The 12,093-nt window shown below is 70.7% G+C and carries 13 protein-coding genes; 5 read left to right on the top strand and 8 right to left on the bottom strand.

Annotated features, from left to right (window positions below; all coding sequences use genetic code 11):
• Positions 1 to 102: 102 nt before the first annotated feature.
• The 4 genes from ACAX67_RS05850 to ACAX67_RS05835 form a co-directional block, all read right to left on the bottom strand.
• Positions 103 to 699 (bottom strand): LytR C-terminal domain-containing protein, encoded by a 597-nt coding sequence (locus ACAX67_RS05850; RefSeq protein WP_370702874.1) that lies wholly within the window; start codon positions 697 to 699, stop codon positions 103 to 105.
• 14 nt (positions 700 to 713) lie between these two features.
• Positions 714 to 1,022 carry a DUF3263 domain-containing protein gene (locus ACAX67_RS05845; protein WP_370702873.1) on the bottom strand — a complete coding sequence of 103 codons (309 nt, stop codon included), beginning with the start codon at positions 1,020 to 1,022 and terminating at the stop codon, positions 714 to 716.
• Between the two features lie 133 nt (positions 1,023 to 1,155).
• A complete protein-coding gene (locus ACAX67_RS05840) occupies positions 1,156 to 1,803 on the bottom strand; it encodes a LuxR C-terminal-related transcriptional regulator (RefSeq protein WP_370702872.1) in 648 nt (215 codons plus the stop codon).
• A 10-nt stretch (positions 1,804 to 1,813) separates the two neighbouring features.
• Positions 1,814 to 3,100 (bottom strand): sensor histidine kinase, encoded by a 1,287-nt coding sequence (locus tag ACAX67_RS05835; protein ID WP_370702871.1) that lies wholly within the window; start codon positions 3,098 to 3,100, stop codon positions 1,814 to 1,816.
• Between the two features lie 72 nt (positions 3,101 to 3,172).
• Between ACAX67_RS05835 and ACAX67_RS05830 the strand changes: the two genes are divergently transcribed.
• Both ACAX67_RS05830 and ACAX67_RS05825 read left to right on the top strand, forming a co-directional pair.
• Positions 3,173 to 4,609: an alpha,alpha-trehalose-phosphate synthase (UDP-forming) gene (locus tag ACAX67_RS05830; RefSeq protein ID WP_370702870.1), complete on the top strand. Its 1,437-nt coding sequence runs from the start codon at positions 3,173 to 3,175 to the stop codon at positions 4,607 to 4,609.
• Positions 4,610 to 4,623: 14 nt separating this feature from the next.
• Positions 4,624 to 5,823, top strand: coding sequence for an alpha/beta fold hydrolase (locus ACAX67_RS05825; protein WP_370702869.1), 1,200 nt, complete (start codon positions 4,624 to 4,626; stop codon positions 5,821 to 5,823).
• Between the two features lie 258 nt (positions 5,824 to 6,081).
• Here the strand turns inward: ACAX67_RS05825 and ACAX67_RS05820 are convergent, their stop codons facing one another.
• Positions 6,082 to 6,375 carry a GNAT family N-acetyltransferase gene (locus tag ACAX67_RS05820; protein ID WP_370702868.1) on the bottom strand — a complete coding sequence of 98 codons (294 nt, stop codon included), beginning with the start codon at positions 6,373 to 6,375 and terminating at the stop codon, positions 6,082 to 6,084.
• 34 nt (positions 6,376 to 6,409) lie between these two features.
• Here ACAX67_RS05820 and ACAX67_RS05815 point away from each other — a divergent pair, with 34 nt between their 5' ends.
• Complete coding sequence (locus tag ACAX67_RS05815) at positions 6,410 to 7,117, top strand: uracil-DNA glycosylase (protein ID WP_370702867.1); 708 nt, start codon at positions 6,410 to 6,412, stop codon at positions 7,115 to 7,117.
• Between the two features lie 28 nt (positions 7,118 to 7,145).
• Positions 7,146 to 7,934: a dioxygenase family protein gene (locus ACAX67_RS05810; RefSeq protein WP_370702866.1), complete on the top strand. Its 789-nt coding sequence runs from the start codon at positions 7,146 to 7,148 to the stop codon at positions 7,932 to 7,934.
• On the opposite strand, the gene ACAX67_RS05805 is transcribed toward ACAX67_RS05810, so the two are convergent.
• Positions 7,882 to 8,205: a MerR family transcriptional regulator gene (locus ACAX67_RS05805; protein WP_370702865.1), complete on the bottom strand. Its 324-nt coding sequence runs from the start codon at positions 8,203 to 8,205 to the stop codon at positions 7,882 to 7,884. The genes ACAX67_RS05810 and ACAX67_RS05805 overlap by 53 nt on opposite strands.
• Positions 8,206 to 8,306: 101 nt before the next feature.
• Here ACAX67_RS05805 and ACAX67_RS05800 point away from each other — a divergent pair, with 101 nt between their 5' ends.
• The gene (locus tag ACAX67_RS05800) at positions 8,307 to 8,750 is read left to right on the top strand and encodes an Hsp20/alpha crystallin family protein (protein WP_370702864.1); all 444 of its coding nucleotides are present in this window, start codon (positions 8,307 to 8,309) and stop codon (positions 8,748 to 8,750) included.
• Between the two features lie 89 nt (positions 8,751 to 8,839).
• On the opposite strand, the gene ACAX67_RS05795 is transcribed toward ACAX67_RS05800, so the two are convergent.
• Both ACAX67_RS05795 and ACAX67_RS05790 read right to left on the bottom strand, forming a co-directional pair.
• Positions 8,840 to 10,402, bottom strand: coding sequence for a succinic semialdehyde dehydrogenase (locus ACAX67_RS05795; protein WP_370702863.1), 1,563 nt, complete (start codon positions 10,400 to 10,402; stop codon positions 8,840 to 8,842).
• A complete protein-coding gene (locus tag ACAX67_RS05790) occupies positions 10,402 to 12,054 on the bottom strand; it encodes a GMC family oxidoreductase (RefSeq protein WP_370702862.1) in 1,653 nt (550 codons plus the stop codon). The genes ACAX67_RS05795 and ACAX67_RS05790 overlap by 1 nt, the downstream gene beginning before the upstream one ends.
• Positions 12,055 to 12,093 lie beyond the last annotated feature (39 nt).

Here is a 12,093-nt window from a genome sequence, read left to right as displayed (position 1 = left end):
GGGACGAGAACTGCACGTCGCCACCCAATCACGGATCGCGCGGTACCCGGACGGCGCGGGATCAGTCTCTGCCCTGCCGGGCCGTCGGAACGACCGAGATCGTCAGTCGAGCGGACCGGTGAGGATCACGGTCAGGTTGGTGTCGCTCATCGCGGGGTCGGCCGGCACCAGGCGCTGGATGCCGAGGTCGAGCGCGAGGGCCTGGCCGGCGTCACGCTGGCCCGCCGGGAAGTAGACGGTGGTCGCGGGGATGGTGCCGTACCAGTTGTCTGCCGCCACGCCGTTCCAGCCGACCTCGTCGACCTTGCCGAGGACCTCGCCGGCCAGGCCGCTGATGGTGGTGTTGTTGAAGACGACGACGCCGTGCTCGGCACGGACGACCGGCTTCTTGGTCTTCTCCGGCTCGTCGGGCGTGGTGGACCCGGTCGGCTCGTCCGTGGTCACCTCGTCGTCGTCCGCAGGCGTCTGCGTGGCCGTCGTGGAGCCGTCGGTCGTCTCGCTGGACCCGGACGAGGTCGACGAGGACGCGGTGGTGACCTCACGTTCGTCCGACTTGTCGCCCCGCGTCGTCACGAAGGCGACGGCGGCGAGCACGATCGCGACCATGCTCAACCACACGACGGGCGAGGGGAGCACAGCACCGCGGTCGTCGCGGCGGGAGGAGGTGTCGGGCTGGTCGGGGGAAGGACGACCGATCATGACGGAGTGACCTTTCAGACCTCGAAGCCGAGGCGACGGGCGGAGCGCTGGCGCTGGCGCTCGGAGCGCAGCCGGCGCAGGCGACGGACGAGAAGAGGGTCGGAGGCGAGCGCCTCGGGACGGTCGATCAGCGCGTTGAGCACCTGGTAGTAGCGGGTGGAGCTCATGTCGAACTTCTCCCGGACCGCGGTCTCCTTGGCGCCGGCATACTTCCACCACTGGCGCTCGAACTCGAGGATCTCGCGATCGCGGTCGCTGAGGTCGGCGGTGCCGTGCCCCTCCGGGGCCGGGCTGTCCAGCCGATCCACGGGCTGCGGTTCCATTGCGCTACTCCCCCACGCTGTCGACGGTGGTCCAGGCACCACCATACGCGTCGAATCACATCAATGTCATTCGGACCGCCGTCGTGTTGCGCGTGTGATCAGTGGGACAGAGAGCACGCTGGAGCGCCTCGCCTCAGCCCGCGACGCGCAGGAAGCGGACCACCGCCAGCACCCTCCGGTGGGCGGCGTCGTCGTCGGGCGAGAGGCCGAGCTTGGCGAAGATCCGCTGGGTGTGCTTCTCGACCGCCCCCATCGTCACCGTGAGCGCGTCGGCGATCGAGGCGTTGGACCGGCCCTCGGCCATCAGCTCCATGACGTCGCGCTCCCGCGGCGTGAGCCGTTCGAGCGGATCACTGCGGCGGGCCATCAGCTGCCGCACGACGGTCGGGTCGAGTGCCGTGCCCCCGGCGGCCACGGTCTCGATCGCGGCGAGGAACTCCGCGACCCGGGTCACGCGATCCTTCAGCAGGTAGCCGATCCCGGCCTCGCCGGTCGCGAGCAGGTCGTCGGCGTAGGACACCTCGACGTACTGCGACAGGACCAGGAGCCGGGCCGCCGGCCACTGGCGTCGTACCTCCACCGCCGCGCGCAGGCCCTCGTCGGTGTGCGTCGGCGGCATCCGGACGTCGACGACCAGCAGGTCGGGCCGCTCCGCCAGGGCCGCCCCCACCAGGGCCGGACCGTCCCCGACCGCGGCCACCACGTCGTGGCCGGACTCCGCGAGGAGCAGCTGCAGCCCCTCGCGCAGGAGCACCGAGTCGTCCGCCAGCACGATCCTCACGAGGACAGCCTCACCCGAGCGGCACCGCCGCACGGACCCGGGTGGGTCCGCCGTCGGGCGAGGCGACCTCGAGGGTGCCCTCCACCCCCGCGAGGCGCTCGCGCAGGCCGTCGAGCCCGCGTCCCGCGGTGATCCGGGCGCCTCCGCGACCGTCGTCGTCGACCGTCACGACCAGCGCGCCCTCGTCGACCGCGAGCGTCACGTCGGCGCGGGTCGCCTGGCCGTGCTTCGCGATGTTGGTCAGGGCCTCCGCCACCACGAAGTAGGCGGCGGTCTCGACCGCCTCCGGCAGCGGGGGTACGTCGACGTCGACCCGCACGGGGATCGACTGCCCCGACGCCATCTCCCGGACCGCGACGGCGAGGCCGCGGTCGACGAGCAGCGGCGGCGCGATGCCGCGGGAGAGGGCGCGCAGCTCCTCGACGGTCTCGCGGGTCTGCGCCAGCGCCGCGTCGATCGTCTCCGCCGCCCGCTCGGGGTCGTCGGCGAGCTGCAGCCGCGCACGACCGAGGTCCATGCCGAGCCGGATCAGCCGCTGCTGCGGGCCGTCGTGGATGTCGCGCTCGAGCCGGCGCAGCGACCGCGCCTCCGCGCGGTGGGCGGAGTCCCGGCTCTCCTCGACCCGGACCACCCGGCCGACGAGCTCGGCCCGGCTGCACAGGAGCACCCGGCTGACAGCGGCGTGCGCGGCGGCCGCGCCGCGCACGACGAACGGGAGGGTGACCAGGGCGAAGAGCCCGATCGAGGTCTGCAGCGCCACATCGGCACTGCGCGAGTCGCCGAGGCCGATGAGCTGGGCCAGGGAGGTGTTGTCGGGGCCGCGCGGGATGAACCGCTCCCAGAACCAGTAGGTGAGACCGCCGAGCGTCGAGGCCCACCAGGTCACCGCCACGGCGAACGCGAAGGCGCCGGTCACCAGGGTCACGACGCACCACAGGACGTCCAGCCAGGTCTGCACGTCGCGCAGCGGGGTGAGGAGCGTGCGCACGCGGCCGGCCCCCGGCGCCGCCCGCAGGTACGCGGGGAACGGCGCCTCGACCCCCGCCATCGACCGCAGCCGCAGTCGCTCCACGTGCGCGAAGCCGCGGGCGGCGTACGCCGTCGCGACCAGCACCACCAGCCCGACCCCGGCGACGACGACCGTGCCGAGGCCGGCCGACAGTCCGGTCACCACCACGACCATCGACAGCAGTCCGAGCAGGAAGGCCGAGACGGAGTAGGCGCTGTCGAGCAGCACCCGTCTCATCGGCGACTGCGCGGGAACCTGCACCACGGGCATCAGCATCGTCTCTGTCATGGCCCTGACGCTATGAGGACGATCGGCGCGCCACCATCCAGCCAACCCGACACTTCGTCCCTCCCCACTAAGGTGAACAGCGTGGCCCACGACCTCGTGATCGTCGCCAACCGGCTCCCGGTGGACAGGGTCACCCTGCCGTCAGGACGCAAGACGTGGCGGCGCTCGCCCGGCGGCCTGGTGACCGCCATCGAGCCGGTGATGCGCACCCACGGCGGCGGCGTGTGGATCGGGTGGCCCGGCGGCGTCGGGCAGAAGTTCAAGCCGTTCGAGGACCAGGGCCTCTCGCTCGTCCCGATGTCGATGAGCCAGGAGGAGATCGAGGGCCACTACGAGGGCTTCTCCAACGGCACCCTCTGGCCGCTCTACCACGACGTCGTGGCGAAGCCGGAGTTCCACCGCGAGTGGTGGGACGAGTACGTCAAGGTCAACCGCCGCTTCGCGGAGAAGGCCGCGGAGCTGGCGGCCGAGAAGGCCACGGTCTGGGTCCACGACTACCAGCTGCAGCTGGTGCCGCAGATGCTGCGCGACCTGCGTCCGGACCTGCGCATCGGGTTCTACCTGCACATCCCGTTCCCGCCGGCCGAGCTCTTCCAGCAGCTGCCGTGGCGCCGCCAGATCCTCGAGGGCCTGCTGGGGGCCGACCTGATCGGCTTCCAGCTGCCCGAGGCCGCCGCCAACTTCGTCCGCCTGGTGCGCCAGCGCGTCGGCCACAAGACCCACCGCGACCTGGTCTACCTCCCCGACGGCCGCACGGTGCGGGCCGCGGCGTTCCCGATCTCCATCGACTCCGCGGGCTTCGAGGAGCTCGCCAGGTCCGAGCAGGTCGTCGACCGCGCCGAGGCCCTGCGCGACGCGCTCGGCAACCCGAAGCGGATCTTCCTCGGCATCGACCGGCTCGACTACACCAAGGGCATCTACGCCCGGCTCCGCGCGTTCAGCGAGCTCATCCGCGACGGGCACCTCGACGTCGAGGACGCCGTCTTCGTGCAGGTCGCGGTGCCCTCGCGCGAGCAGGTCGAGCAGTACCGCATCCTGCGCGACGACATCGAGCGCCTGGTCGGCCGCATCAACGGCGACCTCGGACGGATCGGGCGTCCGGCGATCAGCTACCTCCACACCTCCTACCCGCGCGAGGAGATGGCCGCCCTCTACCGCGCCGCCGACATCATGGTCGTCACCCCCTACCGCGACGGCATGAACCTGGTCGCCAAGGAGTACGTCGCCTGCCGGGTCGAGGACGACGGGGCCCTCGTGCTCTCCGAGTTCGCCGGTGCGGCCGACGAGCTCAAGCAGGCCTGGCTGGTCAACCCCTACGACATCAACGGCATGAAGACCGCGCTGCTCGAGGCCTACCAGGCCGATCCGAAGGAGCTGTCGCGCCGGATGCGCGCGATGCGGAGGACCATCCGCCAGCACGACGTGAAGGCCTGGGCCGCCAGCTTCATGACCGAGCTGGAGGACGTCGGACCACACACCAAGCACCCGCGCCCGCCGCGGCGATCCTGAGGTAGTTTTCGCGCATGGATCTGCTCCCCATGCGCCTGATCCCGGGGCCAGACCAGGTCGTCTCCGCAGCCAGCAACGTCGCGCACAAGGTGCTCTACGGCGGCCTCGCCGACCTGCGCCCGATGCCGCGCACGCTGATCGACGACGGGACCCTCCGCGAGGTCTACCACTACCGGCCCTCCGGCACGGTCAAGGAGACCGGCGACCCGGTGCTGCTGGTGACGCCGCTCGCCGCTCCGGCGATCTGCTACGACCTGCGCCGCGGGTGCTCGCTCGTGGAGCACTTCGTGACGGGCGGGCGGCCGACGTACCTCCTCGAGTACGGCGAGGTCTCCTTCAAGAACCGCAACCTCGGCATGGAGCACTGGATCGACGAGGTCGTGCCGACCGCCGTCCGCGAGGTGTCCGCGCACGCCGGCGGGCGGCCGGTGCACGTCATCGGCTGGAGCCTCGGCGGCATCTTCAGCCTGCTCGCCGCGGCGGACAGCCCGGACCTCCCGATCGCCTCCCTGACCGCGGTCGGCTCGCCGATCGACGTCTCCCAGGTGCCGCTCGTGGCGCCGCTGCGGCCGTTGCTCAACTGGGTCAACGGCAAGGGCCCGATCACGAAGGGCTACCAGCTGCTCGGCGGTGCCCCGAAACCGCTGGTGAAGTGGGCCTTCCAGCTCTCGTCCTTCCAGAAGCTGGTCACCAAGCCGCTCGCGCTGGCCACGCACATCGACGACGCCGAGTTCCTCGCGCAGATCGAGGCCGTCGACCGGTTCACCGACAACATGATCGCCTACCCGGGGCGGACGTTCGGGCAGCTCTACCACCGCTTCGCCAAGGGCAACCAGCTCGCGACCGGCGAGTTCGACCTCGACGAGCGCACCATCCGGCTCGCCGACATCAAGGTGCCGGTGCTGGTCTTCGCAGGTGCCGTCGACGGGATCGCGCCGGTCAACGCGGTCAAGGCCGTCGTACCGCTGCTCAGCGGGTCGAAGGAGGTCCGCTTCGAGATCGTCCCGGGAGGGCACCTCGGCATGCTCACCGGTCGTGCCGCGCGCGGCAGCACCTGGGTCGTGATGGACGAGTGGATCACCCAGTGGTCGACCGAGCCGGAGGCGCCGGGGTCGAAGGAGAAGTCCGCGCCCGCGGCGACAACCGGGGCGTCCATCGGCACCAACCGCACCCGCCGGCACACCTCGTCGGCCTCGCGCGCGCTCAAGAAGTAGCCCGAACTGGTCAATTGTGACTAGGACAACGGACCGGCCGTCCGATCCGCGAAGGGTGGTCGCCCTCCTAGAGTTCTACTTACCGACGCGGGCCAGGGAGACACCCTGGAGGGAGCCCACCAGGCAGGCGCTCTGCGCCGCCGGTGGTCCAGCGATTTTCTTCGTGGCCCGCGTCGGAGCTAGCCAACTGGCGGCGCCCCTGGGAGGGAGAGGGGCGCCCCGTTTGGCATTTCTGCCGGACGGCGGCCGGGCGCGGACCTAGGCCAGGAGATCCTGGTAGTCGGGGTGCTTCTCGATCCAGCCCTTGATGAACGGGCAGGTCGCGAGGACCTTCAGGCCCTCGGACCGGGTCTCGTCCAGCGCTGCGCGAGCCAGCTTGCCGCCGATGCCCTGCCCCTCGAAGTCGTCGCCGACCTCGGTGTGGAAGAACTCGCGGACGCCCTCGCTCCCGCGGTAGCGCGCCAGGCCGGCCAGCCGTCCGTCCTCGACATGGATCTCGAACTGGCTGCGCTCGCGGTTGTTCGCCACCTGGGTGCCCTCGGAATCACTCATACCGGCGAGCCTAGGACGCGGGCACAATGGCGCCGTGGGCGCACTCGCGGGACTGGTCGACAAGGGACTGATGGCTCCGGACTGGGCCGAGGCGCTCGCGCCGGTCGACGACCGGATCGCGGCGATGGGCGAGTTCCTCCGCGCCGAGCTGGCGGCCGGCCGCTCCTACCTGCCGGCCGGCGAACACGTCTTCCGCGCCTTCCGGCAGCCGCTGGCCGACGTACGCGTGCTGGTCGTGGGGCAAGACCCCTACCCGACGCCGGGCCACCCGATCGGTCTCTGCTTCGCGGTCGACGCCCACGTGCGTCCGATCCCCCGCAGCCTGGCGAACATCTACCGCGAGCTCGCCGACGACGTCGGCGTCGTGCCACCGCCGCACGGGGACCTCACGGCCTGGACGGGACAGGGCGTCATGCTGCTCAACCGGGTGCTCACCGTCGAGCCCGGCCGCTCCGACGCGCACAAGGGACAGGGCTGGGAGCACGTGACGGCGTGCGCGATCGAGGCGCTCGTACGGCGGGCAGAGGCCGGGGCCCCGCTCGCCGCCGTACTCTGGGGCAACGCGGCCCGCACGCTGAAGACCCACCTGGGGCCGATCCCCGCCGTCGAGTCCGCCCACCCCTCGCCGCTGTCGGCCAGCCGCGGCTTCTTCGGGTCGCGGCCGTTCAGCAAGGTCAACGCGCTGCTCGTCGAGCAGGGTGGACGACCGGTCGACTGGTCCCTGCCCGCCGACGTGGAATAAAGTTGAACTCTCAACTATTGAGGTGGACATGACCGCAATCGAGGCCCCCGACCGGATGCCCGCGCTCTACATCGGGCACGGCGCTCCGCCGCTGCTCGACGACCCGATCTGGTCCGGGCAGCTCGCCTCCTGGGCCCGCGACCTCCCTCGCCCCAAGGCGATCCTGATCGTCAGCGCGCACTGGGAGTCGGCGCCGGTCTCGCTCAGCGCGAGCGGAGCCGAGCTGGTCTACGACTTCGGCGGCTTCGACGCGAAGTACTACCGGATGACCTACCGCACGCCGGACACCACCGCCTTCGCGGAGCGGATCGCGAAGCTGATGCCGCACACCGAGCCCGTCCACCAGCACGCCTCGCGCGGTCTCGACCACGGCGCCTGGGTGCCGCTGCGGATCATGTACCCCGAGGCGGACATCCCCGTGCTGCAGATGTCACTGCCCACCCACGACCCCGAGCGGCTGCTCCGGCTGGGCGAGCGGCTGCGCCCGCTCCGAGACGAGGGCGTGCTCATCATCGGGTCGGGCTTCCTCACCCACGGCCTGCCGTTCCTCACCGAGTGGCGCATCGACGCGAAGGTCCCGCAGTGGTCCTCCGACTTCGACGCATGGGCCGGCGAGGCCCTGGCTCGCGGTGACGTCGACGAGCTGGCGTCGTACCTCTCCAAGGCGCCGGGCATGCCCTACGCGCACCCGACGGTGGAGCACTACAGTCCGCTCTTCGTCACCCTCGGCGCGGCCAGCGACCCCGGGACGCCCGGCGCGCAGGTCATCGACGGCTTCTGGATGGGCCTGTCGAAGCGTTCGCTGCAGGTCGCCTGAGCGCCGCGTTCTCCTCCTCGAGCCGGCGCACCTGTGCCTCGAGCTCGACGACCCGCGCGATGCCCGCCAGGTTGAGGCCGTCGGCCAGCAGGTCGCGGATGCGGTGCAGCCGCTCGATGTCGTCGCGGCTGTAGAGGCGGGAGCCGCCGGCTGTGCGTGCAGGCTCGACGAGTCCGCGCCGCTCGTAGACGCGGAGGTTCTGGATCTGCATCGAGACCAGCTCGGCCGCTACCGAGATGGCGTAGACGCCCCTGCTGTGATCGCCCGACAATTCTCCTCCTCGGGCTTGATCGTAGCGGAGCAGGTAATCTATAACTGCTATTACAGGTATCGAACCGCGGGCGACGCCCGCTGACATCGAAGGAGGACACCATGTTGCTGCGCACCACCGACCCGTTCCGTGATCTCGACCGCCTGACGGCCCAGCTGCTCGGCAGCGGCATGGGCACGACCAACCGACCCGCCGTCATGCCGATGGACGCCTGGCGCGAGGGCGACCGGTTCGTCGTCGAGTTCGACCTGCCTGGGGTCGCGCGCGAGAGCATCGACATCGACGTCGAGCGCAACGTGCTGACGATCCGGGCCGAGCGCGTGGCCGGCAACGGCGACTGGCAGCGGCTCGCCTCCGAGCGGACCCACGGCCAGTTCAGCCGCCAGCTCGTGCTCGGTGACAACCTCGATCTCGACCACGTCGAGGCCGGCTACGACAACGGCGTGCTGCGGCTCGTCGTGCCGGTCGCGGAGAAGGCCAAGCCGCGCAAGGTGGAGATCGCCGGGACCGCACCCACCAGGGAGACCCAGGCCATCGAGGCCTGACCCGCGTCACGCACGCGGCCCTGGCACCCGCCCCGAGGAAGGTGAAGCCCAGCCCCGGAGCGGGTGCTCCGCGTGCGGCTCGGGGGGCGTCAGCGCACGCGGAGTCGTCGCATCAGCTTCAGGGACTGGAGCATCTGCTTGACGTAGGCATCGTAGTCCTGGCCCGGGCGGGCACCCAAGACCTGTTTCTTGAGGACCGCGACGTTCTTCACGTCGGTGTACTTGAGCAGTCCCTGGTCGCCGTGGCGCGCCCCGACGCCGCTGCTCTTGACTCCTCCCGAGGGCGTGCCCTTGGAGGCGTACGCCGTGGCGAGGGCGTCGTTGATGTTGACGTTGCCCGAGTCGATGCGCGCCGCGACCGCCTCGGCGCGTGCGATGTCGCCGCTCCAGACCGAGGCGTTGAGGCCGTAGTCGGTGTCGTTGGCCAGTGCGATCGCCTCGTCGACCGTGCGGTAGCGGTAGAGACCGACGACGGGGCCGAAGGTCTCCGTCCGCCCGGCCAGCATGTCCTTGGTGACGCCCTCGAGCACCGTCGGCTCGAAGAACGCCGGACCGATGTCGGAGCGGGCCTTGCCGCCGGTCAGCACGGTCGCTCCCTTGGCGACGGCGTCGTCGACGTGCGCGGCGACGCGGTCGCGGTGGTCGGGCGAGACCAGGCTCCCGATCTCGGGGCCGAAGTCGTAGGCCGCGCCGATCTCGAGGTTGGCGGCGCGTCGTACGAACGCGTCCTTCAGCTCGTCGTAGCGCCCGTCGGGCAGGTAGATCCGCTCGATGTGCATGCAGATCTGGCCGGTGTTGCCGAACACGCCGAAGGTGGCGCTCTCCACCCACTCGTCGACGTCGACGTCGTCGAGCACGATCATCGGGTTCTTGCCGCCGAGCTCGAGGCAGCAGCCGATCAGGTTGCGCCCGGCGCGCTCGCCGATCACGCGGCCCGTCGCCGTCGATCCCGTGAACATCACGTAGTCCGCGTTGTCGATGAGGGTCGGGCCCACGTCGGGCCCCTCGCCGCAGACGACCTGGAAGAGGCCCTTGGGGAGACCCGCCTCCTCGAGGAGGCTGATGCCGTAGAGCGGGCTCAGCGCGGTCTTGTTGTCCGGCTTCACGACCACCGCGTTGCCGGCCATCAGTGCCGGGATGGCGTCGGAGAGGCCGGTGGCGAACGGGAAGTTCCACGGCGCGATGATCCCGATCACGCCCTTCGGGACGTGCACCTCCGTCGAGGAGGAGAGGAACGGGATCGGGCCGCCGCGCTTCTTCGGGGCGAGCAGCTTGGCCGCGCGCTTCAGGTAGTGGCTGATGATCATCGGCGGGTCGCAGGTCTCCTCGACCGCCATCCGCCGGTTCTTGCCGCTCTCCGCCTGGATCAGGTCGGTCGTGGTCAGCGCGTTGTCGAGCAGCAGGGTGTGTGCCCGGTCGAAGACCTCGAGCCGCTTCTTCACCGGCCACTGCGCCCACAGCGCCTGGGCCTTCCGCGCCTCGGCGAACGCCTGCTCGATGTCCTCCGGCGTCGACTGCGGCAGCTCGACGAGCAGCTCTCCGGTGTAGACCTCGGTGAGCTTCCACGTCGCACCGGACGACCCGGGCACCCTGGCGACGAGCGCCTCCAGGAACGCGTCGGTGAGACCGGCGGGGCGTGTCGGCGTACCCATCACTGACCGCCGAGGATGATCTCGGCTGCCTTCTCGCCGATCATGTAGCACGGCGCGTTCGTGTTGCCGCCGGTGATCGACGGCATGATCGAGGCGTCGGCCACCCGCAGGCCGTCGATGCCGCGGACCCTGAGGTCCGGGCCGACGACCGCGCGCTCGTCCACGCCCATCCGGCAGGTGCCGACACCGTGGTAGACGGAGGTCGCGCGCTGCTTGAGCGCCTCGCGCAGCGAGAGCCCGGTGACGTCGGTCCCCGGGTGGATCTCCTCCTTGACACCGCCGCCGAACGCGGCCGCGGCCATGATCTCCCGCACCATCTCGGACCCCTCGGCGAGGACCGTGACGTCGTCGGGCTCGCGGAGGTAGCCGCAGTCGATGAGCGGCGCGGCGAGCGGGTCGGACCCTGCGAGCCGCAGCGTCCCGCGGCTGCGGGGGTAGATCAGCGTCGCGAGCAGGGTGATGCTGGGGCGCGGGTCGACCTCGTGCCGGACGGGTGCGTCCTGGTTGGGGGTCGGGTAGGACCACGGCAGCATGTGGAGCTGGAGGTCGGGCGGGCCGTCGCCGGCCAGCGAGGTGCGGACGAAGCCGACCGACTCGAAGACGGAGTTGGCGAGGAACGAGCCGCCGCGCGTCTTCTCCTTGAGCAGGCCCTTGCCGAAGTAGAACGGCGTGCCCCGGTGACCGACACCCGGCACGTGGAAGGTCAGCGCGTGGAACATGTGGTCGTGCAGATTGTCGCCGACCGGCAGGTCCGCGACGGTGTCGATGCCGACGCTGCTCAGGTGGTCGGCGTGACCGATGCCGGACAGCATCAGCAGCTGCGGGCTGCCGACGAACCCGGCGGAGACGATGACCTCCTTGCCGGCGCGGATCATGCGTCGCGTGGTCGCGATTAGACCGGTCTTCTTGTCGAGGTCGGTGACCTCGACGCCGACAGCACGGCCGTTCTCGATGACGATGCGCGTGGCCTGCACCCGGGTCTGCACCTCGAGCGTCTGCGGCGCCAGGTGGTGGATGTAGCCGCGAGCCGAGGAGTAGCGGAGGCCGTCGGCGGCGTTCTGCTGCATCCGCGCGATGCCCTCCTGCTCCGCGGCGTTGTAGTCGTCGAGGACCTTCACGCCGAGGGTGTCGGCGGTCGCCTGGATGAACTGGGCGGTGGCCTCCTGCGGCGTCTTGTTGCGGGTGATCCGGATCGGACCGCCGGCGCCGCGGTAGTCGTTCTCGCCGTCCTCGAAGTCCTCGTAGCGCTTGAACGCCTCGTTGACCTCGTCGGCACTCCAGCCGGTGTTGCCCTCCGCCGCCCAGGAGTCGTAGTTGGCGCGGTTGCCGCGCACGTAGACCATGCCGTTGACCGAGCTCGACCCACCGAGGACCTTGCCGCGCGGGGTCGGCATCTTGCGGCCGTCGAGCCCGTCCTGCGGCACCGAGTAGTAGCCCCAGTCGTTCAGCTTCTTGAGCTTCGGCTCGGCGTGCATCGGGCCGATCATCCCGGGGATCTTCGTGAGCATCTGCTCGTCGCTCTTGCCGGCCTCGAGCAGGATGACGCTCGCTCCCGACTGCGCGAGGCGGGCGGCGACGATCGACCCCGAGCTCCCCGATCCGACGACGACGTAGTCGGCTTCGTTGCTGCGCTGCTCCCTGCGCTTGGCCATGAGTGTCCCCTTCGACGTGCTGCGGTCGGGCAACTGTAA

This window comes from Nocardioides candidus (assembly GCF_041321175.1).
Lineage (GTDB): Bacteria > Actinomycetota > Actinomycetes > Propionibacteriales > Nocardioidaceae > Nocardioides.
This window is presented reverse-complemented; position numbering and strand designations above follow the sequence as displayed.

Bases quoted from the DNA above. Each gene is read 5' to 3' on its own strand.
- ACAX67_RS05850 (WP_370702874.1), bottom strand. From the start codon at position 699: ATGATCGGTCGTCCTTCCCCCGACCAGCCCGACACCTCCTCCCGCCGC.
- ACAX67_RS05845 (WP_370702873.1), bottom strand. From the start codon at position 1,022: ATGGAACCGCAGCCCGTGGATCGGCTGGACAGCCCGGCCCCGGAGGGG.
- ACAX67_RS05835 (WP_370702871.1), bottom strand. From the start codon at position 3,100: ATGACAGAGACGATGCTGATGCCCGTGGTGCAGGTTCCCGCGCAGTCG.
- ACAX67_RS05825 (WP_370702869.1), top strand. From the start codon at position 4,624: ATGGATCTGCTCCCCATGCGCCTGATCCCGGGGCCAGACCAGGTCGTC.
- ACAX67_RS05820 (WP_370702868.1), bottom strand. From the start codon at position 6,375: ATGAGTGATTCCGAGGGCACCCAGGTGGCGAACAACCGCGAGCGCAGC.
- ACAX67_RS05810 (WP_370702866.1), top strand. From the start codon at position 7,146: ATGACCGCAATCGAGGCCCCCGACCGGATGCCCGCGCTCTACATCGGG.
- ACAX67_RS05800 (WP_370702864.1), top strand. From the start codon at position 8,307: ATGTTGCTGCGCACCACCGACCCGTTCCGTGATCTCGACCGCCTGACG.
- ACAX67_RS05795 (WP_370702863.1), bottom strand. From the start codon at position 10,402: ATGGGTACGCCGACACGCCCCGCCGGTCTCACCGACGCGTTCCTGGAG.
- ACAX67_RS05790 (WP_370702862.1), bottom strand. From the start codon at position 12,054: ATGGCCAAGCGCAGGGAGCAGCGCAGCAACGAAGCCGACTACGTCGTC.